The organism is Shewanella sp. T24-MNA-CIBAN-0130, assembly GCF_040310185.1.
Taxonomy (GTDB): Bacteria; Pseudomonadota; Gammaproteobacteria; order Enterobacterales; family Shewanellaceae; genus Shewanella; species Shewanella psychromarinicola.
Genome location: NZ_JBEOPP010000006.1, coordinates 33,357 through 58,781 on the forward strand (window position 1 = coordinate 33,357; position 25,425 = coordinate 58,781).

At 40.4% G+C, this 25,425-nt stretch carries 22 protein-coding genes; 8 read left to right on the forward strand and 14 right to left on the reverse strand.

What is annotated here, in order from left to right:
• The first annotated feature begins 218 nt into the window (after positions 1 to 218).
• From AAEZ02_RS03830 to glnS, 6 genes are all read left to right on the forward strand, one after another.
• A complete protein-coding gene (locus tag AAEZ02_RS03830; RefSeq protein WP_124013397.1) occupies positions 219 to 2,048 on the forward strand; it encodes a DUF885 domain-containing protein in 1,830 nt (609 codons plus the stop codon).
• A gap of 93 nt (positions 2,049 to 2,141) precedes the next feature.
• Positions 2,142 to 2,420, forward strand: coding sequence for a peptidylprolyl isomerase (locus tag AAEZ02_RS03835; RefSeq protein ID WP_101030298.1), 279 nt, complete (start codon positions 2,142 to 2,144; stop codon positions 2,418 to 2,420).
• A 71-nt stretch (positions 2,421 to 2,491) separates the two neighbouring features.
• Entirely contained in the window at positions 2,492 to 3,028 is a 537-nt protein-coding gene (locus AAEZ02_RS03840) for a GNAT family N-acetyltransferase (RefSeq protein WP_101030299.1), read from the forward strand.
• 198 nt (positions 3,029 to 3,226) lie between these two features.
• Complete coding sequence (locus AAEZ02_RS03845) at positions 3,227 to 3,466, forward strand: FeoA family protein (protein WP_011638067.1); 240 nt, start codon at positions 3,227 to 3,229, stop codon at positions 3,464 to 3,466.
• Positions 3,459 to 5,771, forward strand: coding sequence for a Fe(2+) transporter permease subunit FeoB (feoB, locus tag AAEZ02_RS03850; RefSeq protein WP_124013396.1), 2,313 nt, complete (start codon positions 3,459 to 3,461; stop codon positions 5,769 to 5,771). The genes AAEZ02_RS03845 and feoB overlap by 8 nt, the downstream gene beginning before the upstream one ends.
• Positions 5,772 to 5,930: 159 nt before the next feature.
• Positions 5,931 to 7,601 carry a glutamine--tRNA ligase gene (gene glnS, locus AAEZ02_RS03855; RefSeq protein ID WP_124013395.1) on the forward strand — a complete coding sequence of 557 codons (1,671 nt, stop codon included), beginning with the start codon at positions 5,931 to 5,933 and terminating at the stop codon, positions 7,599 to 7,601.
• A 96-nt stretch (positions 7,602 to 7,697) separates the two neighbouring features.
• Here the strand turns inward: glnS and AAEZ02_RS03860 are convergent, their stop codons facing one another.
• The gene (locus AAEZ02_RS03860) at positions 7,698 to 8,294 is read right to left on the reverse strand and encodes a Yip1 family protein (RefSeq protein ID WP_101030302.1); all 597 of its coding nucleotides are present in this window, start codon (positions 8,292 to 8,294) and stop codon (positions 7,698 to 7,700) included.
• A 363-nt stretch (positions 8,295 to 8,657) separates the two neighbouring features.
• Between AAEZ02_RS03860 and miaE the strand changes: the two genes are divergently transcribed.
• Complete coding sequence (miaE, locus tag AAEZ02_RS03865) at positions 8,658 to 9,425, forward strand: tRNA isopentenyl-2-thiomethyl-A-37 hydroxylase MiaE (RefSeq protein WP_124013394.1); 768 nt, start codon at positions 8,658 to 8,660, stop codon at positions 9,423 to 9,425.
• A gap of 65 nt (positions 9,426 to 9,490) precedes the next feature.
• Here miaE and AAEZ02_RS03870 read toward each other — a convergent pair whose 3' ends face one another.
• Both AAEZ02_RS03870 and AAEZ02_RS03875 read right to left on the reverse strand, forming a co-directional pair.
• Positions 9,491 to 10,216 (reverse strand): UDP-2,3-diacylglucosamine diphosphatase, encoded by a 726-nt coding sequence (locus tag AAEZ02_RS03870; RefSeq protein ID WP_124013393.1) that lies wholly within the window; start codon positions 10,214 to 10,216, stop codon positions 9,491 to 9,493.
• Positions 10,217 to 10,218: 2 nt separating this feature from the next.
• The gene (locus AAEZ02_RS03875) at positions 10,219 to 10,713 is read right to left on the reverse strand and encodes a peptidylprolyl isomerase (RefSeq protein ID WP_124013392.1); all 495 of its coding nucleotides are present in this window, start codon (positions 10,711 to 10,713) and stop codon (positions 10,219 to 10,221) included.
• 143 nt (positions 10,714 to 10,856) lie between these two features.
• Between AAEZ02_RS03875 and cysS the strand changes: the two genes are divergently transcribed.
• Positions 10,857 to 12,236: a cysteine--tRNA ligase gene (cysS, locus tag AAEZ02_RS03880; protein ID WP_124013391.1), complete on the forward strand. Its 1,380-nt coding sequence runs from the start codon at positions 10,857 to 10,859 to the stop codon at positions 12,234 to 12,236.
• Positions 12,237 to 12,268: 32 nt separating this feature from the next.
• On the opposite strand, the gene AAEZ02_RS03885 is transcribed toward cysS, so the two are convergent.
• The 11 genes from AAEZ02_RS03885 to AAEZ02_RS03935 all read right to left on the reverse strand — a co-directional run bounded on the left by AAEZ02_RS03885 (position 12,269) and on the right by AAEZ02_RS03935 (position 25,421).
• Positions 12,269 to 13,528 (reverse strand): CDP-glycerol glycerophosphotransferase family protein, encoded by a 1,260-nt coding sequence (locus tag AAEZ02_RS03885; RefSeq protein ID WP_351122040.1) that lies wholly within the window; start codon positions 13,526 to 13,528, stop codon positions 12,269 to 12,271.
• A gap of 9 nt (positions 13,529 to 13,537) precedes the next feature.
• Positions 13,538 to 13,972, reverse strand: a complete 435-nt coding sequence (locus AAEZ02_RS03890) for an FAD synthase family protein (protein WP_124013389.1) — start codon at positions 13,970 to 13,972, stop codon at positions 13,538 to 13,540.
• Positions 13,973 to 13,999: 27 nt separating this feature from the next.
• A complete protein-coding gene (locus AAEZ02_RS03895; RefSeq protein WP_124013388.1) occupies positions 14,000 to 15,373 on the reverse strand; it encodes a nucleotidyltransferase family protein in 1,374 nt (457 codons plus the stop codon).
• Positions 15,374 to 15,383: 10 nt separating this feature from the next.
• On the reverse strand, positions 15,384 to 17,357 hold the full coding sequence (locus tag AAEZ02_RS03900; RefSeq protein ID WP_351122045.1) for a WecB/TagA/CpsF family glycosyltransferase: 1,974 nt from the start codon (positions 17,355 to 17,357) through the stop codon (positions 15,384 to 15,386).
• 199 nt (positions 17,358 to 17,556) lie between these two features.
• Complete coding sequence (locus tag AAEZ02_RS03905; RefSeq protein ID WP_124013386.1) at positions 17,557 to 18,597, reverse strand: glycosyltransferase family 2 protein; 1,041 nt, start codon at positions 18,595 to 18,597, stop codon at positions 17,557 to 17,559.
• Positions 18,594 to 19,925: an oligosaccharide flippase family protein gene (locus AAEZ02_RS03910; protein WP_124013385.1), complete on the reverse strand. Its 1,332-nt coding sequence runs from the start codon at positions 19,923 to 19,925 to the stop codon at positions 18,594 to 18,596. Before AAEZ02_RS03910 ends, AAEZ02_RS03905 begins: the two co-directional genes overlap by 4 nt.
• A 315-nt stretch (positions 19,926 to 20,240) precedes the next feature.
• Positions 20,241 to 21,515, reverse strand: a complete 1,275-nt coding sequence (locus AAEZ02_RS03915; RefSeq protein ID WP_124013384.1) for an O-antigen ligase family protein — start codon at positions 21,513 to 21,515, stop codon at positions 20,241 to 20,243.
• A complete protein-coding gene (locus tag AAEZ02_RS03920) occupies positions 21,455 to 22,978 on the reverse strand; it encodes a GumC domain-containing protein (RefSeq protein ID WP_233768499.1) in 1,524 nt (507 codons plus the stop codon). The genes AAEZ02_RS03915 and AAEZ02_RS03920 overlap by 61 nt, the downstream gene beginning before the upstream one ends.
• Positions 22,979 to 22,988: 10 nt before the next feature.
• Positions 22,989 to 24,272 carry a polysaccharide biosynthesis/export family protein gene (locus tag AAEZ02_RS03925; RefSeq protein ID WP_124013383.1) on the reverse strand — a complete coding sequence of 428 codons (1,284 nt, stop codon included), beginning with the start codon at positions 24,270 to 24,272 and terminating at the stop codon, positions 22,989 to 22,991.
• A gap of 47 nt (positions 24,273 to 24,319) precedes the next feature.
• Positions 24,320 to 24,685, reverse strand: a complete 366-nt coding sequence (locus AAEZ02_RS03930) for an STAS domain-containing protein (RefSeq protein ID WP_124013382.1) — start codon at positions 24,683 to 24,685, stop codon at positions 24,320 to 24,322.
• 343 nt (positions 24,686 to 25,028) lie between these two features.
• On the reverse strand, positions 25,029 to 25,421 hold the full coding sequence (locus AAEZ02_RS03935; protein WP_101030316.1) for an ATP-binding protein: 393 nt from the start codon (positions 25,419 to 25,421) through the stop codon (positions 25,029 to 25,031).
• Positions 25,422 to 25,425 lie beyond the last annotated feature (4 nt).

Sequence of the window (25,425 nt, forward strand, 5' to 3'; positions counted from 1 at the left end):
ACGTTAGGGTACTATTAATTGTTAGTTTGTGTGTTTTTTGTTGAAGTTTTGTTTCTTGTAAAGCTAGCCAAAGATACAATGGTTGTAACTTGTCGATTTTAAGACTTTTTCATTTAGATTGAATCGCTGCAATGGGATAAATCAGACCACTAATATTAAGCCTTTGACTCTATTAGGGTAACAAGGCGTGAGTTAATTTGTGTTAAGGAATAATAATAATGAATAAAACATTGTTGGCGTTAACGGTGTCCTTACTATTGGCCACTCAAGGTTGTTCAGAAGGCTCGACGGTTTCTTCTACGTCTGAAAAGACCTCAAAGTCTAGCGCCGCCGTTATGCCTCAATCTGCTTCAGAGCAGTATTTAGCGATGGTTGATGATTTTTTTAATGCTCAGTTAAAGCTTGAACCCATTTATGCCACCTTTGTTGGGGTTAACGATTATAATGACCAATTTGGTGGTGCATTAACTGAAGAGTACTTAGCGGCCCGTCATGACTTGAATAGTCATTACTTTAGCCAAGCTAAAACCATTGATGTTGAGAAGCTTCCTGCTTCACTTAAATTGAGTTACGACATGTTCATTTATGATCGTAACATGGCGCTTATAGGCGAAACCTATCCAGAGTATTTCTTACCTATTAATCAGTTTTCTAGCACAGTATTTACCATGGTGCAGCTGGGAAGCGGTGAGAGTGCTCAACCATTTAAGACTGTTAAAGATTACCAGAATTGGTTATTACGATTACGGGGTTTTATTAACTGGACTAAGCTTGCACAGCAGCGGATGGATGAAGGTATTGCCAGTAAAGTGGTATTACCTCGAGTGCTTGTCGAACGCATTATTCCTCAGTTAGATGCCCAACTTGTTGCAGATGCAGAAAGTAGCTTTTTTTATTCGCCAATAACCTTGCTACCTGACGATTTTACAAACGCACAAAAATCAGCATTAACTATCGAATATACACAACTTATCAATACTGAGTTATTACCTGCATTGACTCAGTTACGTGACTATGTGAAGAATGTCTATTTGCCGAACTCTCGTGCTTCAGATGGTTGGTGGGGATTGCCAAATGGTAAAGACTGGTATCAACATTTAGCCAATAGCCACACCACAACAACCCTATCCGTGGATGAGATCCACCAAATTGGTTTGTCTGAAGTGGCTCGTATTTTAACTGAAATGGACACGGTAAGAGAGCAAGTTGGTTTTAAAGGCGATTTAAGCGCTTTTTTTGCTTCTTTATCGTCAGAATCAAAGTATTTTTTTAGTGACAAACAAGATCTTATTGATGGTTATATGACGATTAAAGATCATATTAATCAGGTTTTACCAGAGTATTTCAATGTGATGCCCAAAGCGGATTATATTGTAAAACCTGTGGAAAGTTTCCGCGAAAAATCTGCCGCTGGTGCATCGTATGAATCACCTGCAGTGGATGGTTCTCGCCCGGGTACTTTTTATATCAATACCTACAACTTAAAAGCACAACCTAAATGGGGTATGACAACCCTTTCTTTGCATGAAGCAGCACCTGGTCATCATTTTCAGATTTCGATTAAGCAAGAGTTAACTGACGTTCCACAATTTCAACGTTTCCAGGGTTATACCGCATTTGAAGAAGGCTGGGCACTGTATGCAGAATACTTAGGTGTTGAGATGGGCGTATTTAGCGATCCATATCAGTACTTTGGTAAGTTATCAGATGAAATGTTGCGGGCAATGCGATTAGTGGTTGATACGGGGCTTCATGCAAAAGGTTGGAGTCGTGAGCAAGCAATTCAATATATGAAGGACAATTCGCCTATGGCGGAGTCGGATATCATTGCTGAAGTGGAGCGTTACATGGCTATTCCTGGTCAAGCTTTGTCATATAAAGTGGGCCAACTGACTATTTTAAGATTACGTGCCGATGCAGAAAAAGCCCTTGGTGACAAATTTGATCTTAAAGGTTTTCATGACCAATTGTTAACATCAGGATCATTACCGATGGCCGTGATGGAAAACAAAATTGCCGATTGGATTAAAGCTGAATCAGCAAAATAAATGACGAACAGGTGTGGTGACTTAATTATGTCATCACCTTGTCGTTATGTTAGTGTTATTTTTATTTAATATTACATTTTTAGGAGCGATATTATGGTACAAGCAACGGCTAGACACCTACTCGTAAGCACCCAAGATCAATGCGAATCACTCAAGCAACAGATCGAAGCTGGTGCAGACTTTGCCGAGATTGCTAAGGCAAACTCTTCTTGTCCATCTGGGGCGCAAGGTGGTGATTTAGGTTCTTTTGGTCCTGGAATGATGGTTAAAGAATTTGATGAAGTGGTGTTTAGCGCGCCATTAAATACGGTTCAAGGTCCGGTAAAAACTCAATTTGGTTTTCATTTACTTGAAGTCACTAGCCGCAGCTAGCGCGTAGTGATTATGTGATATCGAATGGCAGCCTAGGCTGCCATTTTTATTAATGAACTAAGAGAGGATGTATGCAAATAAATCTTTATAGTGAGCGCTTGAAATTACGACATTTACAAAGTAAAGATTGGGAGCATTTTCTACGCTTACATCGTGATAAGGGTATCAATCAACATATCCGAAGTATTGAATCTGAATCGGAAATTGTTGCTAAATTTGAGCAGCGCAAAGCGATATGGCAATTTGGATCTGGAGACTGGTTATCTCTCGTTATTGAACGGATCGACACCAATGAATTTGTGGGGCTTATTGGTTTTAGATGCGACGATGCAGAATTAAGACGCGCCGAAGTAGGCTACCTTGTAGCACCAGAACAGCAAGGTTTAGGGTTTGCAAGTGAAAGCCTGCAAGCCTTAACGGATTGGGGGGCGTTACAATTTAGTATGCATAAATACATTGGTATTTGTGCTCAAGAAAATACCGCATCACGTAAGGTACTAGAGAAGGTTGGTTTTATTCTTGAGGGAACATTAAGACAGAATAGCTGCATTGATGGAATATGGTCAGATGACTGCTGCATGGGATTACTAACAGCACAAAGAGAGTAGCCCTTTTTTCTCATTCTGGCTTGCAAGTTAAAATAAAATCTTCGTTGTACTATATTCTAACGGGCATTTGTCACATAATGCGTAATACAACTGAAAACAATTCTCGTTAACAAGTGAAACTTTGATCTAGATTTGAGTTTAACTGTTTCAGTTCATATAAAATTTTAACGTTATTAATGTAGTTGAAGGTAGTGTTACATGAAGCTGAGTGAACTTAAGCCTGGTGATCAGGCGATTATCTCTGAAATCGGTCAATTAACGTTACCGCAAACTGTCAAACGTAAATTGTTATCTATGGGCATTACACCCAACACTCGTTTTCATTTTATACGTCGAGCCCCTATGGGCTCGGGTGTTGAGTTAGATTTACGTGGCAGTAAATTATGTATGCGTTGTGATTTAGCCGATATTATCGAGGTAGTTCTAAAAAATGACTAAACAATTTCACTGTGTCACCGTGGGTAACCCCAATGCAGGTAAATCGACTCTTTTTAATGCACTTACAGGTGCAAGCCAGCAGGTTGGCAATTGGTCGGGTGTAACCGTAGAAAAGAAAACCGGTAAGCTTAGTTACTCTGGTACTGATGTTTTTCTTACCGATTTACCGGGCATATATGATTTATTACCCGCAGGTAATAGCTGCGATTGTTCATTAGATGAACAAATCGCCCAGGCCTATCTTTCAAATCAACAAGTGGACGCCATTATCAACTTAGTTGATGCCACAAACGTTGAGCGTCATCTGTATTTAACCACCCAATTACGTGAGTTAGGTATTCCGGTTATTGTTGTCATTAACAAAATTGACGCAGCTAAAAAGCTGGGGATCAATATTAATGCAGATGACATGTCGGCACGACTTGGTTGTCCAGTCGTCGCAATTTGCTCACGTAAGCAAGCCGATGTTGAACATCTACAGACTGAATTATTGGCATTATTGAAAAAAGGCGACACAACATCATCGTTATTACTGCAGTATCATGCTGATATCGAGGCAAGTGTCACAGCTTTACAGAAGCAAAATGACAGCCAAGGTCTTGTTGAGTTAAGCCGCGGACAAGCCCTTGCTATTTTAGCCAACAGTCATGGAAATGGCTGTGGTACCAGTGAAACGCAATTACACGACACGGTACAACAATGTACCCAGCGGGTAGAGCAAGCTGGTGAAGATATTGATATTATGATCGCGACGACACGTTACGATTTTGTGCAACAGGTGTTTGAAGCTTCAGTCAGTCAAGGTACACATGTTAGTGCCACTGATAGACTCGACAAGGTGGTGTTGCACCCCGTTTTGGGCATCCCAATCTTCTTGTTTGTTATGTATCTGATGTTTTTATTCAGTATTAACGTGGGTAATGCATTTATTGACTTGTTTGATATTACCGCGGGTGCCATTTTTGTTGATCATTTTGGGGCTTTGCTGTCGTCAATGGGCTCACCTGATTGGCTAGTGACGATTTTAGCTGGCGGTGTTGGCCAAGGTATTCAAACGGTCGCGACGTTTATACCGGTTATTGCAGCGTTATTTTTAGCCCTCTCGGTACTTGAAGGGTCTGGTTACATGGCTCGTGCAGCCTTTGTCGTTGATGGTTTAATGCGCCGTATTGGTTTGCCGGGCAAAGCCTTTGTGCCGATGATTGTTGGTTTTGGCTGTTCCGTTCCTGCCATTATGGCAACGAGAACCTTAGGCAGTGAGCGTGAGCGGATCGTGACAGGTATGATGGCACCGTTTATGTCTTGTAGTGCTCGCTTGCCTGTTTATGCGTTATTCGCAGCCGCATTCTTTCCACAGTCGGGTCAAAACTTGGTGTTTTTACTTTACATCATTGGTATTTTTGCTGCGATTGGTACTGGTTTATTACTGCGTAAAACGGTATTGCCAGGTACAAGCAGTGCCGTTGTTATGGAGCTACCAAGTTACGAAATGCCTAAATCTAAAGCGGTGTTCTCTCGCACAACTAAGCGAACTAAAAGCTTTATTATGGGCGCGGGTAAAACCATCATTATTGTGGTGACGCTGCTTAACTTTGTTAATGCTATTGGTACTGATGGCTCTTTTGGGCATGAAGATAGTAAAGAATCATTACTCAGCGCTGCGAGTCAACAAATCACACCCTTTTTTAGTCCAATGGGGATTGAGCAAGATAACTGGGCGGCAACAGTGGGTATTATTACCGGCATTTTTGCTAAAGAAGCTGTCGTTGGGACGTTAAATAGTTTATACAGCACCGTCGATGGTGATGACGTAGAACTTGTGTCTATTTGGGATAGCGTCAAAATAGGCTTAGCCACAGTTCCGGCAAATTTATTAGGCATAGAGCCAGGTGACCCATTATCAATTGCAATAGCGGGTATTACTGATTTAGATGAAGCTGCGATGGCATTGTCTGTTGATTCCTCCACATTCAGTGCGCTTCAAACAGGCTTTAAAAGTCAGATAGCGGCATTTTCATACTTGTTATTCATCTTGCTTTATACGCCTTGTGTGGCCGCTATGGGGGCCTTGGTTCATGAGTTTGGTGCTAAATGGGCTCGTTTTGCTGCAATTTGGACGTTTTCACTCGCCTATGGTTCGGCGACCGTGGTTTACCAAGGCGCGACCTTTACTCAACATCCGTTGCAGTCTGCCAGTTGGATCGGTTTCTTTGTTGTGGCATTGATTGGGTTTTATCTCTGGTTAAATAAAAAAGGCAGAAAAGCCCAACAAATTATTCCTGGAATACGCATTATCACGGAATAGTTAACCTTAATCCTGTTTGATTTAAACCATAAACCCAGCTTTGCTGGGTTTATTTGCTTTATAAGGTTAACTTTTTCGATCCTAGTAGTTGTAACTACTTAAGTTCTGTAGGATCATCTATTTTTATTCATATTGCCATTGTGCGCCAAGAGGAATTCCATGAGTCATGTGGACACCGAAGTACGTCCAAGTAACTTCATTCGTAATATCATAGACGAAGACCTAAAAAGCGGTAAGCATAGCCAAGTACATACTCGTTTCCCACCAGAGCCTAACGGGTATTTACATATTGGCCATGCTAAATCTATTTGCTTAAATTTTGGTATTGCCAAAGATTATCAAGGTCAGTGTAACTTACGTTTTGATGATACAAATCCTGAAAAAGAAGACATCAATTATGTTAATTCTATTCAGGAAGACGTGCGCTGGTTGGGCTTTGAATGGTCTGGCGATATCCGTTATTCATCGAATTATTTTGAGCAGTTACACCAGTATGCTGTTGAGTTAATTACTAAAGGGCTTGCTTACGTTTGTTTTTTAAATGGTGAGCAAACAAGAGAATACCGGGGTTCATTAAAAGAACCGGGTAAAAACAGTCCTTATCGTGATACCAGTATTGAAGAAAACCTCACGCTGTTTGAAAAAATGCGTAAAGGTGAATTCAAAGAAGGCGAATGTGCACTGCGCGCCAAAATCGATATGGCATCGCCTTTTATGTGTATGCGTGATCCTATTATTTACCGTATACGTTTTGCCCATCATCATCAAACGGGGGATAAATGGTGCATTTATCCTATGTACGATTTTACCCATTGTGTTTCAGATGCGATTGAAAATATTACTCATTCAATTTGTACGTTAGAGTTTCAAGATAATCGTCGTTTATACGATTGGGTATTGGATCATTTAGACGATTTTAAAATCCCGGATCGTACGCGTCAGTATGAGTTTTCGCGTTTGAATCTTGAATATACTCTGATGTCTAAGCGTAAGTTGAATGATCTAGTCGTACGTAAACTCGTCACCGGTTGGGATGACCCAAGAATGCCAACGATTGCGGGCTTGCGTCGTCGTGGTTATACGGCTGCATCTATTCGTGAGTTTTGCTCACGTATTGGCGTCACCAAGCAAGATAATTTGGTTGAAGTAGGCATGTTAGATGCTTGTATCCGTGAAGAGCTTAATGAGCATGCTCCTCGAGCAATGGCAGTGTTAAGACCGATAAAAGTCGTCATTGAAAACTATTCGAATACTGAAACCGAAACCATTATTGCTGCTGCTCATCCAAACAATGAAACCATGGGAACTCGTGAGCTGACATTTGGGCGTGAGCTATTTATTGACGTCGCAGATTTTAAAGAAGAGGCAAATAAGCATTTTAAACGACTGGTTTTAGGTAAAGAAGTCCGTTTACGTAATGCTTATATTATCAAAGCAGATCGGTGTGATAAAGACGCTGATGGTAATATCACAACGGTTTATTGTACCTATGATGCAGATACTTTAGGCAAAAATCCTGCTGACGGTCGTAAAGTAAAAGGGGTTATTCATTGGGTTGAGGCATCAACAGCGAAACCTGCTGAGTTTCGTTTGTATGAACGTCTATTTACCAATGTAAATCCTGCGGCTTTTGAAACGGTCGATGAAGTCCTTAACCCCAATTCACTTACTGTGGTCAAGGGACTGGTTGAACCTAGTTTGGGCAATGCTTCGGCTGAAAAAACCTACCAGTTTGAGCGTGAAGGTTATTTCTGTGCTGACAGTAAAGATTCTAGCGCTGAACATTTAGTGTTTAACTTAACCGTACCGTTACGAGATACTTTCGCGTAATCAAGGTAATTAGTAAAAAAAGGCGCTGAATGCGCCTTTTTTATATCATTTTTTCAATAATCAATAATCAATAACTCATAATAAGTTACCAATAAATTATTGCATCATTGGGCCTAAGCCAATACTCCATAAAATCACACTACTTGCCATCAGTGCGACTAATAACACCAGACCAGCGGTCACTACTGAGCTTGCGTAAATAAAGCCTTTTTCTTCAGGGATATTCATAATAATAGGAACACCTGCATACAGAAGATAAACCGAATAGGATAAGCCAATTAGTCCGATCACCATAATGAACCATAGTACAGGGTAGAGTGCGGCTAGACCGACCATAAACAGGGGCGTCGCAGTATAGGATGCTAATTCAAGAGCTTGTGTATAGGTTGGATCTGCATCAAACGTCCTACCCATCCAAAAGGCTAAATAAGCAAGCGCCAAAACGCCAATAATTAAACCAAAATACATCGCAATTGACATCAGTAGTGCGCTTTGTGATGTAAGAAATAACGGTTCTCCAACGCCAGGATTCCAACCAATATGTGCCGTTGCAAAATAAGCACAAATTGCCGGGATAAGTGCGATAAGCAGTATATGGCTCAAACTGCTTTTTAGCGCTTCATGATTTTTTTCAATTTTTTGCCACTCTTGTTTCGGATGAGTGTACAGTCCCATTAAGTGATTCAATACCATTATAGTTATCCTTGTTTAGCATTTTCTGACCTAGTTCGCCAAACAACGACGAACTGACTACAGCTCTTTACCCACCGCCTTAATCAGTCCACATCTACTTATCAACAGGCGTTATTGTGTTGGCATCACACTGAGATGGTTTCATTGCCAACATCTATGTTGTTAAGTTATGACTCTATCCCAATGTAGAGTCATCATTTAAGGTGATCGATTGCATCTGTTACAAAATCGTTAAAATAAGATGCTTAGCTTATTTATTGAACATAAATAGACATTCGTCAAGTGGTATTACGTTTTTGACTTCAGAAAAGATCGTTATATAGGTAAAATAACCTTAGTTTTTTTGAAAGGATTATCCATCTTATGCAGCAATTACTGGTCCCTATTTATGACTTTCTAGGTTGTGAGACCCCAAACAGTTGGCTTGAACAAGCAAAACAACCTGAACAATTAACGCCACTGTTGATCGACCATTGCAACTGCGAGCTTAAGGCTGCTCAAACGGCTATTTTAATGATCCGCAAATATGCGATTGATAAAAGTAGTTCACATTTATTAAAGGCTTGGGCAAAACCCTATGAGGATTTTATCTATCAACCAGACCGTAATGTGCAAGCATTTCTGGCTCGTGATAGTAAAAAAAATGATATCACCAGTGAATTAGTCGCCAACAACGAATTAACCAATAGTGCTGACTTAATGAGTAAAATGGTGCGCCTTACCAAAGAAGAGTTTCATCATTTTGAACAAGTCCTGCAAATTATGTCTGCACGCGGTATTGACTACCGTAATATTCGCGCAGGCCGTTATGCCAAACAATTAATTTCTCATGTCCGAACTCATGAGCCTGAGACCATGATTGATAAGTTGATTATTGGTGCGTTTATTGAGGCGCGTTCGTGTGAGCGATTTGCCAAGCTTGCGCCGCACTTAGATGATGACCTAGCTAAGTTTTACACTTCATTACTTCGTTCAGAAGCTCGGCATTATCAGGATTATTTAGCTCTTGCTGAGGTTGTAGCAGGTAAAGATATTAGTGAACGAATTAATTATTTTCGAGAAAAAGAAATGCAGTTAATTTTGTCAGTAGATACAGAGTTTCGTTTTCACAGTGGAATACCGCCTCAATAATCAATAATGGCGCTATATAAACCAAGACTCACAGTTGATATCAATTCTGATACCTTCAAGTGAGCCTAGTTTGTTGCGGAAAAGGGTAATGTTACTAACTCACAACCTTTATCACTGACATTTAGCACGCTGCCTTGAGTATACCAATCACCGACCACCACACGTTGTTCTTGAGCTGTGAGCTGATGAATCGCGGGCCGATGTGTATGACCATGGATCATTCGTTGGCAGCCAGTACTTGCTAGTAGTGCTGTGACCGCGCTTGGCTCAACATCCATAATTTTGTGGTGTTTGTGCTGATTGTCTTGCACACTTGTTTGACGAATTTTAGCGGCAATGTTTAAGCGGGTCTTTTTAGGTAAGTGGGCGTAAACCCAGCGAACAAGTCCAAAACTTCGAAAGCGTCTGAATCGCTGATAAGCAATATCAAGTGTACAAAGGCTATCACCATGCAAAATCACGGTGTTAACACCGTACAAGTTGATACAATACACCTCAGGCAATATTTTCATACCTGCGCGTTGGCAAAATTGTTTGCCAACCATAAAATCACGGTTACCATGAATAAAGTACACTGGTAGGGTGTCTGATACCGTTTTGATTGCCTCCGCTATGGCAACACTAAAGGGTTCTGCAATATCATCACCCATCCACACTTCGAATAGATCGCCGATGATATAAAGCGCTTCGGTATTGTCTAAACCATGGTTTAGAAAATACACAAAGGCTTGAGTAATATCGGGGCGATCAACACTCAAGTGCAAATCGCCCACAAAGATTGTTTTTTTCACAATTACGCTTTAACGCTAACGCTTTTGATCACAATGGCTTCTAATGGCACATCTTGATGCATGCCATTGTTACCGGTTGCAACATTCTTGATTTTTTCAATAATATCTAAGCCTTCAACGACTTCACCAAAGACACAGTAACCCCAGCCTTGAGAGGTTTCTGATTTAAAATCAAGGAAGGTATTATCATTTACGTTAAAGAAAAATTGTGCCGTTGCTGAATGCGGATCAGACGTTCTCGCCATTGCAACTGTGCCTTTACGATTAGATAAGCCATTGTTAGCTTCGTTTTTGATTGATGCTTTAACACTTTTTTGGCTCATCTCTTCAGTGAAACCACCACCTTGGACCATAAAACCGTCAATAACACGGTGGAAAATCGTACCATCAAAAGAGCCATCTTCAACATACTGCATAAAGTTAGCGGCAGTGATAGGCGCTTTTTCTGCATTTAGTTGCAAAGTAATATCGCCGAAATTGGTATGTAAAGTAATCATGTTATCTCACTTGAAAAAATTGATTTGCGCGATTCTAACTTATCTTAAGTGCCGCTTAAAGTGCATTGTTCAAAACAGGTGACATCATGGTAGAATCTGAATTAATATTTCCCGTTATAAATTAGTGTAAAAGAGACCATTCGATGTTAAAGATTTACAATAGTATTAGCCGTGATAAACAAGAATTTATACCAATAAATCCAGGTAAAATCGGAATGTACGTCTGTGGCGTGACCATTTACGATTTATGTCATATTGGTCATGGGCGTACCTTTGTTTCGTTTGACATGATAGTACGTTATTTACGTTACCTAGGTTATGAGGTGAATTTTCAGCGTAATATTACCGATGTTGATGATAAAATCATCAAACGGGCAGCTGAAAACAATGAATCTTGTGAGTCACTTACTGAGCGCTTGATTGCCGAAATGCATAAAGATTTTGACGCATTAAATATGATGCGACCTGATTTTGAGCCTCGGGCAACGTTACATATTGAAGAAATTATCGATATGGTTGAGCGTTTACTGGACCGAAAACATGCCTATGTCGCCAGTAATGGCGATGTCTTATTTAGTGTTGCCTCGTTTCCTGAGTATGGCCAGTTGTCAGGTCAAAACCTTGATCAACTTCAAGCGGGTGCTCGAGTTGAAATTGATAATGCCAAACATAATCCGATGGATTTTGTGTTATGGAAAATGTCAAAACCCGGTGAGCCGACATGGGAATCACCTTGGGGACCTGGTCGTCCTGGTTGGCATATTGAATGTTCAGCCATGAACAGTAAACATTTGGGCTCACATTTTGATATTCATGGTGGCGGCTCTGATTTACAGTTTCCTCATCATGAAAATGAAATTGCTCAGTCTTGCTGTGCCCACGATACGCCTTATGTAAATTATTGGATCCACACCGGAATGGTGATGGTTGACCGTGAAAAAATGTCTAAATCATTAGACAACTTTTTTACCATTCGTGATGTGCTTAAGCATTATGATCCTGAAACGGTACGTTACTTTTTATTATCCGGTCATTATCGCAGCCAGTTAAATTATTCTGAAGATAATTTAAAGCAAGCTCGTTCAGCATTAGAGCGTTTATACACGGCGATTAAAGACTTAGACTTAACCGTCGACGCAGCTCCTGCTGAAGCGTTTGTGGCCAAGTTCAAGTTGGCAATGGATGATGACTTTAATACGCCTGAAGCGTATTCGGTTTTATTTGAGATGGTACGTGAAATTAACCGTCTTAAAATAACCGATATGACTGCCGCCTCTGCATTAGGTGTGCGTTTGAAGCAATTAGCGGGTGTGCTGGGAATTATCAGCCAAACACCAGATGCTTTCTTTAAAGGTGAGGGCAGTGATGATGAAGTGGCAGAAATTGAAGCGCTTATTGTCGAGCGTAACCGCGCCCGCACCGAAAAAGATTGGCCCGCAGCTGATGTCGCCCGCGATCGCCTCAATCAACTAGGTGTGATCTTAGAAGACGGACCAAGCGGCACCACATGGCGTAAAAAGTAAGTCTGACATTGAAATGATCCTTTAGCCTGCATTTATGCGGGCTTTTTTATTGCTTCGTGTTGGCCTTGTTTTACCAGTTCATCTAAGCAATCTAATGCATTGGTTGAATGTTGCCAAAATGTATTAGTTAATACTTGTCTTGTTTGTGGACTACAAAACGCTTGTCTTGATGAGTCGGCTACATTTAATGAGGGTTCAGCATTGACGGCCATGTGTTTGAGCATATTTTGCAACTCGGCAAAGTTATAAACACTGGGCCCAGCAGCAGGAAGTTTCGCTACATAAGAATATTCACTTCTGCATTCGCTGTGATAGTGCGCCTTATCAAATGGAAAAAAAGCGATATCGCATTTGTATTGTAATGCATCAATGTAAATCGATGAGTAGTCAGTGATCAGTAAATCTATTTTGTTGATAATACCGTATATGTCGTCCCATTCGGTAATATTGATGATATTAGGGTATTGATCCAGTTCAGCCGCAAAATGCGCTTCATTTGGATGTAATCGCAGTAATAGTATTTGGTTTTGATCGATCAATTGTGTTGACAAGGCTTTAAAATTAATGGCCTCAGCATAAATGTTATTATTGTCATTGGTTAAGCTTGAATCACGCCATGACGGCGCGTAAAGAATAACGTTTTTAACCTCTTGATTAGTAAATGGTGTTTGATGATTATTGATTTGATAATAACGATGATAATCGGTACGAGGATTACCACAACAGAGAAACTGCTCGTCTGTCATTTTAAAGCCAGTGCGAAAAAGCCCTTTCACCGTATCACTGGCAGCAAGCATGAAATCGGGTTTGACGTACTGTTGATGATACAAGGCTTTAGCATTTAATTTTTGCGCCCATGTCGATGGATGATAAACCGAGTGTAACGGTCCATTACTGATATCAAATTCGATTTGTTTTAATGGTGAACCATGCCATAAATTAATTTTAATAGCACCCTTAGCAAAGTACTGATTAATATCACCAATATAACTATTATAAATATAGTATTTAGCCGTTAATGCATGAAAAACGCCCATTAAAGACCAACGATAATAAGCTAAATAGCCTTGTTGTGTTAACTGCTTAATGAGTGCTTTATCACCCGATATCCAAATCGCGGTAATGGTTTGTTGTCTTTGCCAATGGAGAAACAAGTATTTGCTATTATCTGCAAACTTGTTTTTATAGCAGCCCATGACCGCTTTATGTTGCTTCGGTATCAAACCTGACAAACAATAAAGCGTTTGAGTGATGAGTAATCTAATACATTGATCAACATAGCTAAATAACATGTTAATTCCTTATGCAATATTAGCGCTAACGGGATGACTTATTGGATCTGGAATCACTCTGTTGGCAAGATTATTCTTAATTTCTGTCGTTGAAATTTGTTGCGTGCGTTCAAGATAAAATACGTTACAGATATCAGATAAATCATCAAATTTACCTTTCCAGTCATCACCAATAGCAAAGATGTCAGCATTTAGCCGAATAATATCATTCCTTTTCTGGCGCCAATCGTTTTCAGCTATCACCTCATCAACATATTTACAGGCTGCGACAATTTCTTGTCGTTGTTGAAAATTGAAAAACGCGGCCTTACCTTTAAGCGCATTAAATTCGTCGGTGGATACACCCACAATTAGCTTATCACCAAGCTTTTTTAAGCGTTTAAACAACCTCACGTGTCCAAAATGAAATAAATCAAACGTGCCGTAAGTAATGATAGTTTTCATGGAATACCTCAAGTCTTGATATATGAATTAACGAGCATTGATTGAGTGGGTTATTTGCCATAATCGACGCAGGTAACCTAGTTGACTTAATGGTTGAAACTCCATTTCAACCAATTCTATTTCTTCCTGTGGGGTCGTATCATTCAGTAGGATTTGTACCGGACCAAATACACCATAACGTGCATGTTGGTGACCCAGAGAACTTGCGCCAAAGAGCAATAGCTCACCTTTAACGACGAGCCACAATTGTGGCAACTTTGCCAGCACCGGAGCGTTGATGGCGATTTCAATCAAAGAGATAAGCTGTTGCTGATTATTACTGACGCAAATCCGTTTAATGGGATGTTTAGGCCGTTGAATACAAGCTACCAGTAAACTGATTAACATAATCGGTAGGGTTAATAGAATTAACAATGCCGCCACTAATCGGGTGATAAATGACACCTTGGTTAATTTCTTTACCTTGAGATGACATGTAGAAACAAGACTAGGATCGTTGACTTTAACCCAAGTGTTTTTGGCAATATCGATAATGTAATCTTGAGATACAATTTGATTGCTAACATTAAGGTTATTACCAATGTATGTATTGGGTAATACGATACTATTGCTTAATTCGCTATTATCGATATAACAATGCTGGCCGATCACGATCGCACCGTGACATTTTACCTGATTATTTAAATAGGTATTGGCTCCAATGTTGCCGTAAGTTTTTTGGTTTGCAAAACTAGGGTGCTGTGTTTGATGTTCAATTCTAAGTTGGTTATTTTTTTGCGCGGAATCAACTCTACGGCCTTTTAAGCCAAAGGTGTCGACATGTTTAATAATATAATGGTTTGCGGCAACAAAATTGTCGATGCTGTCTAGATGGAAAGCCATACCGTGTAAGACTTGATTAATGGTTTTATCGTTATCTTTTTGGGGAGCGGCTAATGGCCAATTTAAATTGTGCCCATGTAAGCGGCCCTCGGGTAGCATTAATAGTCCAGGGTTTAGATCGCTCATTGAGGCTAGCACAAATGCTTGTTTAACCTGCTTGGCAAATTCAACAAAACGTCTAATACAAGGTGTGCGAACAATATCACCCCTCACGACTAATAGAGACTGATTAGGGTCTAATTTCATCCGTTTTAATACTGATTCAATATCTTCTTCTGGTTTGCTTAAAAAATATTCGATAGTTAAATTCCATCTAGCACCGTTAGCAACATGGGATTCAATTTCTGCAGCATTATTGGCGATGACTAATTTTGCACGGGTAATACCCGCTTGAGCAAGATCTTCAAGGGTATAGTCAATTATTGCTTTGTTGGCCACGGGTAATAACGCAGCACAGTATTGACGATTCAATGGTGCCAGTTCGGTCGCTGAACGGTTGGCAAAAATAATGGCTTGCATATCCTTACTCCTAGTATGCACCCCGGGCGAAAATAACTGCCGGAATGGTCTTAAATAATAACTTAATGTCTTTTATCAGTGATTGTTGGTAGATATAATCAACATCAAGTTCAACCTGTTTGTCGAATGGAATGTGAGATCGGCCAGATACTTGCCAAATACAGGTAATACCGGGTTTAACCATTAATCTTCGTCTATCTGATAACTGATATTGGTTCACTTCACTGGGTAATGCAGGACGCGGGCCAACTAATGACATATCGCCTTTAAAGACGTTCCAAAGTTGTGGTAATTCGTCAATTGATAGCTTACGGATCCAAGCGCCGATGTGAGTGATCCTAGGATCAGATTTCATCTTAAACAGCACCCCACCTTGCATATCATTCTGTGCAGTTAATTTACCCAATCTAGCTTCTGCATCGGTAAACATTGAACGAAACTTAAACATGGTAAACGGTTGATTGTCTTGTCCTGCACGGGTTTGGCTAAAAAATACATTGCCTTTTGATTCAAGTCGTATCGCACAAGCCGTGAGTAATAAAAGCGGAGACAGCATCAGCAATAAGCTAGCCGACGCACTAATATCCAATAGCCTTTTGCTGATTTGGTTTAACTTTATTTTGCTGAAAAACCATCGTTGTTTACCCCATGATTTTCGCTGTGTGGTAGCGTCTAAAAGGTTGACGTTTATCGATGTCGCAACCAACGGATTTGCATTTTGAGACGGCGTTGATGCAAATTGCAATGTGGCTTTGTTTGCACTCTTATGCGCTAGTAATCGCTGCGCGATCAAATCAATTAATACCCGCAGAACAAACAATGGGTTGCCAATAATATATCGACGCCACATTCTCTTAGGCTCTTGCATTAACCGCCAAGTCCATTCCATTCCCATTTGACGAAGTGCCAAAGGTGCACGAGTGACCGCATCAGCATAAAAGTCGAATAATCCTCCGACACCAACGGCTGCTCCCACATTCAACTGATGCTGATGATTAGCTATCCACATCTCTTGAGTAGGAGCCCCCATAGCGACCAATAAAATTCCGCTATCAGACTGATTAATATGCTTAATGATGTCCTCAGTTTGATGAGCTTTAAAATAGCCATCTTGTATGCCAGCAATGCGTAATTGGGGATAACGTTTTGTCATGTTCGCTGCGGCTTTTTCTGCTACGCCAGGTTTAGCACCTAAAAAATAAATAGATGTGCCATTTTTGGCTGCTTGTTCACATAAGCGTGGAAACATATCGGTGCCATTAACATTATCTTTAAGCACAATGTGGTTGTATTTACAGGCTAAGCGCAAACCACTGCCGTCAGCAAAAACCTGCTTGGTTTGATTTAATACTTGGCGATACTCAATATTGGTATGGGCAATATTCATGCAGTCTGTATTGACGAATGCGAAAGCGTCACAGTTACGGCTTCGGCCACTGGTTAATAAGCTATCAATGGCTTGTTTCATGGTGACGTTACTAATCGCCACTTTGAGTAAGGTAAAATGGGTCTGGCTAGTGCAAACCATCTTTGATGACAAGGTATAACCTATTAAGCAACGAAGGGTTGTTAATATATAGCGGCTCACTGAGGCATTTAATTTCGGGTCAATGGTAAACTTGTCATAGGCAATACCCATTCTTGAGTGCATTTGGCTAAAGGACATTAAACCTGGACGGACTATATAGTCTTGATATTCCAATACCTCATATTGATATTGACAACCCACAAAGCCAAGCTCACCTTTAATCACATTAATGAGGCCTAACCAATAGGACCATTGCGGCTGAATAAATTGTAATAACGCGATAGGTTTTTCATTGCCGCTGTGTAAATAGACCACTTCAATCGCTTGAGCGTGCTGATATTTCAAGTAACAAGCTTTTAATAATAACAACGGACTGACCAAGAGTAGTAATATCAAGCTGATAATTGATTCAACTATTCTGACTGACCATGAAATGTTTTTGATGTGAGTGCGCATAAGCCACCTCGATAACCATTGTGGTACGGATAGGAAACTCGGTGAGATTCCTAATGAGTTATCTAGATAATGCTTAAATCGTGCCACTATTTATAATGTTGATTTGTATGGGTTTATTTTGATTTGTTTGGGTTTGTTTCACCTGATTGCAGTTTGCAAAGCAGCTTGCAATCAGATGATATTGCTTGAATGAACCTTGTTATAAGAACGCGGATGACACGCCGTCACGGATAATCTTGTATTTTTGGATTAAACCAATGATTTTATGTCCTACACTTTCACACCAATGGTAGCAAATTGCCGGCAGTATCCATTGTAAATAAGCGGCACTCACAGTGCTAATTGTCCTGCCCATTTCATCGATTAGAATTTTAGGTGACGTTTGCAATGCTTGGGTGGCTAATTTGGCTGCCATTTTGCCATCTTTCATTCTTATTGCTTGACGAGCTAAATAACGTAACTGATAAGCTCGTGCAACATTTTCATGACGTTTTAATAGTTTAGGAGCAAAATATCTTGCCTTGTTGATCATTTGCTCCCAAGAGGCAAGCTGCTTTAGTAAGTTAGCGGATAATCCGCCATGGTTAAGTCGATAATAAGTTAACGGTTGCGGCAATCCTTCCATTTTCCACTTAGTGGTTGCCACAATACGCAGCCAACATTCGATATCTTCAGATTGACGAAATTTTTCATCAAAATAACATGAGTACAACTCATATTTGTATACCGCTTGAAAACGAATATCATCCAACGTTTCGCGACGGATAACGGGTGCTGAGCCATTACCAACCGGATTACGGCAAAGTAAATGTGCAGCATCAATATTAGTTAACTGTGGCATTTGGTAAAAATTAATCGTTTTGCCCTCATAGTTCATAAAGCTTGAACGTGAAAAGCTGATCCCCACCTTAGGGTTTTCGTCTAAATGGGTGCAGTGACGCTGCAGTTTTTCTGTATGCCACATGTCATCGGAGTCAATAAAGGCGACGTATTTACCTAAAGCATGACGAATTCCGGTATTACGAGCAGCTGCCAGTCCTTTGTTTTCAATATGATTAATGATACGGATACGAGGATCGATTATTTTCTGACAAATTCTCAGACTATTGTCCGTCGCACAGTCATTAATTATGATAAGTTCAAAATCAGTAAACGTTTGACTTAAAACAGATTCAATGGCTTGTTTTACAAATTTCTGCACATTATAAACGGGCATGATTACAGAGATTTTAGGGCTCATGATGATTCTCCTACAGGGCTTAATTGGAGAGTGCTTTTAAACACTCTTTGATAGCTATAAATACTCACTAGCGGTAACGTGATGAGATAGGTGACCATTACTGTTTGAGCTACGGCAACGAGGCTATATTGACAAGCAATACTGATGACCACGGCATATAGAGCGGTTAGTAATAGGTTGATTTTCAAATTGACTTGGCTTAAGCCATTAACGAGCAATAATTGACTAGCGGCTTCGCCTAATGGCCTTGCTAAACCACTCAGACACAAAAACAGGAATACACTCACAGCATCCGTTGCGAGCCATTTATCGCCATAGACCATGGGCACATACCAATGTGATAACAGGCTTTGTAATAAAATTATCGGGATGGTTATCGCCATAATGGCTGCAATGCTGCTGAGATATTTAGCACAAAGATCGCGCTGTAAAGAACTGCGTTGACAAAGGTGACTGTAAAATGCGGTGCCAAAACTTTGTATTAAGCCAAGGCTGATCCCTAAACTGATGTTATAAGCAAAAAAGTACACTCCGAGTGTCTCTACTCCCATAAAGAAACCAATTAGCAAGTAATCGATATTTTGTCTAAGGGTGGTGGTGAGATCGCTTAAGCTCACCGGAATACCAAAAGCTAACAACGAGGTTATTTTAACCAAGTTGATGTCCCTAAAGGTGTTCGAAGTAGACAGCGTTTGAGGAAGAGGATTTTGATAACGATGGATCGCAATCCAAATAAAAATAACCAGAACTTTGGGTAAAATAATGGCCCAAATTCCAAAGCCTAATAATGCCAATGTGGCCGTTAAGAACGCATCTATTAGGGTCTGCCATAAATTAGCTCTGCCCACAATACGCATATTATTTCTACGCAAATTTAATGTTGCATACTGCATACCCATTGGTAGAAATAAAAAGCTCGTCGCCATTAGCACGATAGGCATAACCAATTGAGGAGATTGGTAGTAGTTCGCTAATGGAAAACTAATCGCCACCATAAGCAAAAAGGCAATGATGCAGACGATGATATTGACCCAGTTTGCACTGTTAAAGTGGTCGGAAAAGGTTTGATCATCCATGCGAATTAATGCCGCTGATGTAATACGGCGAGTGGCGGTGCAAATGAGTTCAAATAGGGTGAGTACGATTGCTGCTTGGCCAAAAATTTCGGGCATTAATAAACGCGCTAAAATAACACTGGAAACTAAGCGGATCATTCGGCCACTAAATTGCGCAGAACCAAGCCACATCATACTTTTTCCCAACCCCGCAAAGCCTTGATTTATGAGTTGGCTTGATTGATATAACTTATTAACGTGCCAGTTTTTCATATTAATCCCAGGGTAATTTACTGCATAGATGCTATGCCTCGTAGGGATTAATACATAAATTGTGCCATGTTTTAATGCATTGTTTTATATGGTTTATTTGTTTTTTTTAATTGAGAAAGGCGATTTGTAAAAGGTCGTGTTGCAGATTGCAAAAGCAAAATGCAACGTTCGATAGTCTGGAGGGAGTGAGCTTTATTTATTGAATCTGTCGAGAAAACCCTGTGATCCGGGCGGAGCGAAAGTCGCAGAGTAGTTCACTTAACGAATATCGCTAAGTGATAGACTTGATGAGTAAATGACCTTGATGAAATTGATTTACTGCTTGGTGTCAACAAGGTGCGATGGCGCGGTCGGTGGATCAATAAGCGCTTTGCCCAAAATGATCAACCCAGGCCAAAATAGATAAGCGAGAATTTCTAAGTTTTCACCAAAAGTGTATAGCATTAACAGCATCAGTATCGCCATGCCTACTTTTGCCAATGGGTGGGTAAAAATCCTCAGCAATAACACCACAAATGTCACTAGCATGGGAATAGCCAGTGCTATAGCCCCCACCAAACCTTTGACAAATAATAGCCCATACCAAGTATGGTGAGAACCAATTGGCATAAACTCCACCATATGCGGTCCTCGCTCAACAATACCATGACCAAACATAACCGCTTCGTTCCACCATCGTTCAACAGCAATATCAGCTAAGGACTGTCGAACCCGAGTGGAGTCTGCTCTGGCTCCTTTCACCGCAGCAATAGTCATGGTTATTTTATTCAGAATGGATTCACCAACAAATCCAGTCGCTAAAATGATAGGGCATAATATAAAGTACAGGAGTGGGGTACGGACAAATTTTAGCATCGAGAAGTAGCCAAATAAGGCCATATAGCAAATTAAGGCCAGCCGAGATTGAGACATTAGCACCATAAGTAAACTGCCAATAACCCCCCAACGTTTCCAACGACGAGAAGACTCTTGCAGTGCAAAAATAAAATATAAATTGCCCAACATCCCTAATGCGGGAGCCCAAGGTGTAAATAAACGCCAGCGCGGGATCCCACTGCCAGGATCTATCTCATATAAGCTTAATGAGAAAAACTCAGGCCCTGGGCCACCAATAATACTTAATGGGGAAACATATAAGGTACTGGGTAATTTAAGTAGCCATGCCAGTACAAATATCGGCAGCAATATAACGGTATGTTTGCAGACTTGACAACACGCTCGGTAAATAACTTGCGGCCTAATGTCTAAACAACCAATCACAGGAAAAATAGCCAATAAAGCCCATCCCTTAGCCCAGCCTATACTCGACTTTATTAATTTGGCTATGCCCAAGCTCTGTTCAAGATGGCCAACAATAAGGGCGATTAACATCACCCACATACCTAATAACCAAATATACAGGGTTAATCTGATGGTACTTGCGGGTTGATAAGACAGCTTTTTGACCAGTAAGCGACAAAATAAAATCCAAGCAATAACCGGAGCGATAATATAAAGGGCTCCCACTAGCCAAAACAAATAGCTATAGACTATGGCTTTGTAGACGATTCTTTCGTCAGCATTTTGCGGAGTAACGGTTTGCGGATCCATAAAATACTCAGTCCTATTATTGCCATAAACGATGCGCAAAAGGCCGCAACAAGTAATAACATGGTCGCCAAATTATCTGCTTTAGAAGCAAATGAAGGTGGCGACAATAATTGCAATAACGGATAGGCAGTAAAAATATCCGCTTTTCCTACATCCATTTTGGCTACAGCAGAGGTCATTACCGCGGTGGCCAGTTGATGAGCACGATGTAAATCTTCTAGTTTTGCGGCATCATCATTAGACAAGTCTAAACGGATTTCCCAGTGTACAATTTGTTCATCCAATGTGCTAAGTTGTTGCTTTAAACCAAGATGTTTAGCCCTTAGTTGTATCAGTTGCCCCATTAACTCTGCGCGGCCATCAATGTCTTTTAACATCAGTATATTCAGTAGCTTAGTTTGTTGTATACGCTGTTTTTGTCTTAATAATAACGTTATACGCGCTTCTAAGGCTGTTTGTAATTTAGTTTCTTCGGCACGTAAACTGGTTATTTGTGGATGATTAGTTCCATAATGAGCGGATAGGGCATGTTGTTGGCCCATGGTGTCATTGTAAGCCATTAATAGCTGCTGAAAGAGCTTATCATTATGCAGCTTTAACAGAGCTGCGGCCTCATCAGATGATGTTCCTAAATGTTGATGTAGACTTTGTTCTTCCGCTTCAATCCCGGTTAATGTAGACAGCATATTGACCCGGCCATGGCGTAATCGCTCAATAGTTAATGCGAGTTCTTTAAACTGATCAAGTGATACTAAACCACGTTCTGACTGAAAGGCTAAAATAGCATCTTGAGTCTTTTTTACTTTGCTATTGTAGCCCGCTAAACCTTGACTAATGCCACTATCTCGAAGATTCACTTCATCGGTACGAAGGTCACTGAGCAGCTGTTGTAATGAACGATATAATGCCCAACCTTTATCTTGCGCTTCTTGAGCTGTACCGCCTTTAACGCTAAATTCCATTAGACCCGTTTGGCTGGGTAACGTAAGCTTTGGCTTACCGAGTTGTGCAACGGACATTTTTAATTGTTTTGCCGCCTGAGTCATTAACATATCACTGCTAGATATGGCTTTATAATTTTCTCGAGGATCAATTGCCGAACTCAAATAAGGTGAGCTAGATGAGCTGGTTGCTTGGCCTACGCTATCTAGGTTAACTAATGCTCCAGCACCATTACCGGGTAAGATTAATATCCACTTTGACACGTAAGAGGTGGGTTTAATCACCAGTAATATCGACGTCATTACCCAGATAATTAATAAGCTCATCATTGCCGTTTTAAGATATAAACGCTTACGTGCTTTGGGGGTGAGTTTACTGCCTTCCAATGCTGCCCGTTTTATCCAAAATAAGTAAGCCAATTCGCTTAAGCTATTATCTTTGGCATCATTGATTTGATAATCAGCTTCATTGTTATTGTGTGCCCTTTTTTGCTGGTTTTTGTCTTTAATAACATTATCCATGACATGCTCCTTATAACCAGCCAATTAAGCTGCTTGGAATAATGACGTCGGTTAGGCTACGTGCAAGTTCACGGAAGTTGGTCATTCTTGAGTCATAACAGGCAATGCCATCACCCGGTAATAACACTGGGTTCATATTATTTTTCCAAGATTGCTGTATTAACCCATCAATCGAACGTTCGACTACATCCATCTGATTCGATAATGGATTTTTAGTCACTAATAATATGTAACGGCTGGCATTGGTTGATTGCGCGCCGCCGACACAGTTGGCTGCAATGGCGCCATGGAGTAAGCGTGTACCGTAAGGGAATCGGGTGGCTTCTCTGTCTACTGCTGATTGGCTGTTTGAACTTGCTGGTTGGGTTAAGTTAGACATAAATACTCGAATACCCGGTGTTGTAATCGGCGATGGTCTAGCCAATTCGTCATTGAATTGGTTTGTTGAGGGGACATACACTTTGTCCCCTGCCATTAAGGTAAACTCTTGAATCGATTCGCCGGTTAAAACACCTGTTAAGTCGATGCGGTATATCCGATTATCACGAATAACATTCACCGCCGTTAAATCGGCATCTGGACGAATACCTCCAGAAGAACGAAGCGCTGCATCAATGCTTCGCTCAGTGGCTTGATCACCAGAAAAATCACTTCCGTCATCTTTAGTTTCAATGGGTTGTTTTTTATTAATCATGTGCTGACCAGGTTCATATACCGCGCCAGAAGTGGTGATATTAATCGGGGCCCAACTGATGGGCACAATGCTGATACGGATAGCAGCAGGTTGCATCAGTTTTTCAACGATCAATTGATGCCTGATGGCATCGTTCAATTGTATTAAGGTGAGGTTTTTTGCTGATACACTTTGAATGAATGGCAGGTAGATATTGCCATCGGCATCAATTTCAACGGCTTTACTGAAATCTTCACCGTTTAAAATATTAATATCTAATTTGTCACCCACCGACAATTTCAGTTGGGCTTTTTGCCATTGCGAGTCAATTAAGCCCAGGGCAAGGTGTTGCGCCTTAACACCTTCTTTAGTGAGCAAATGGCTGTTTGCATTAATGTAGGAATTATTGATTGGCACGTTTTCAATTAAGCCCAATTTAAGATTATTTGGACGTTGGGCACTGATCTGTCGATCATAAGGCGTGTGCTGACCAAAATAGTGGCATTCACTAGAGGTAGTTAACTGGCAAATATCTTGGCTTGCTGGTCTATTGGGGGTGACGCAAGCTGAAACACTTACGCAAAATAATCCAATGAGCGTAACGTGGGATAAGTTTGTCATGATAAATTCCTTAATAAGTAAAGCCCAACAATCTGCCCGTATTGACACTAGCGGGTTATTTCTTTTAAAGGCGTATCTTCACGCAGCCCATCAAGCGCTTGCTCTTCAGATTCATAAATATCCATAATATGATGCAACCGAGTTAACTCAATTAATGCTCTTACGCTAGAATTTGGATTTAACAACACAATATTCCCATGGTAATGCATGGTATTTTTACGTGCAGAAATCAAAACTGAAAGCCCACTTGAGTCAATGTATTCAAGCTGGCTCATGTCGAAGACCAGTCGAGTATTACCCTTGTTGATGTATTCTAAAATAGCGGCTCTATATGTTGGCGTTTGTGCCATTACCATTTTTCTTGGTAAGCGAACTACACTCGCGTGTTGTTGTGCTTTTAATTCGAAGTTCATAATGTCGCCCTCTGATTTATCATGTAACAAAGTGAATATTGGTATTATCAATCATTGATTTTTATATCATCGGCTGAGAATATCTTTAATTACTAAAAGATACTGCAGTATATGTGCCAGTTATTTTATTGTTTAATTTCAATTGATTGCATGTATTAGAGAGTGTTTATTGCAAATTGAGGGTGAGATTTTGCAGATTGCAATGCATTGGTGCATGCCGGAGGGGGTTATTTTTAGTGATAAGTAAGTTCTGACGTGCAGCGAAGATTTTAAAAAGCAGTAAGCTGGGCTAATTTACTGCTGTTATAAGGGTTCGTAATCGTTATTTCTGTCAGTAAGTGGGTTAGTTTCTTAATAAACTCATTCTTAGGTGGCTGCCTAATACTGTGGGTTGATTCCACACCTGATCCATCCAACTATACATTATCCATAAACCCCGACCATGTTCCTCATTTTGATCAGGACAATCAATCAAAGCGGGTAATTCGGTATAAAGAGCATTATCAAGTAAGTCGACGATGACGCTATCGGTATTACAGTGCATTAATAAGGTAATGTTGGCAGCATCACAGCTTGTGTGTTGAAGGATATTATTGACGCCTTCTAACGTACAGGTAATGACTTTAAAACGCTGCTTATCACATACTTGGTTGTTCAGCATAAATTGTTCTAGTTCGATACAAAATTGCTGCTGCTCAATAATTTGAGGCGTTAAGTTTAATTGTAAACTATTCATAATG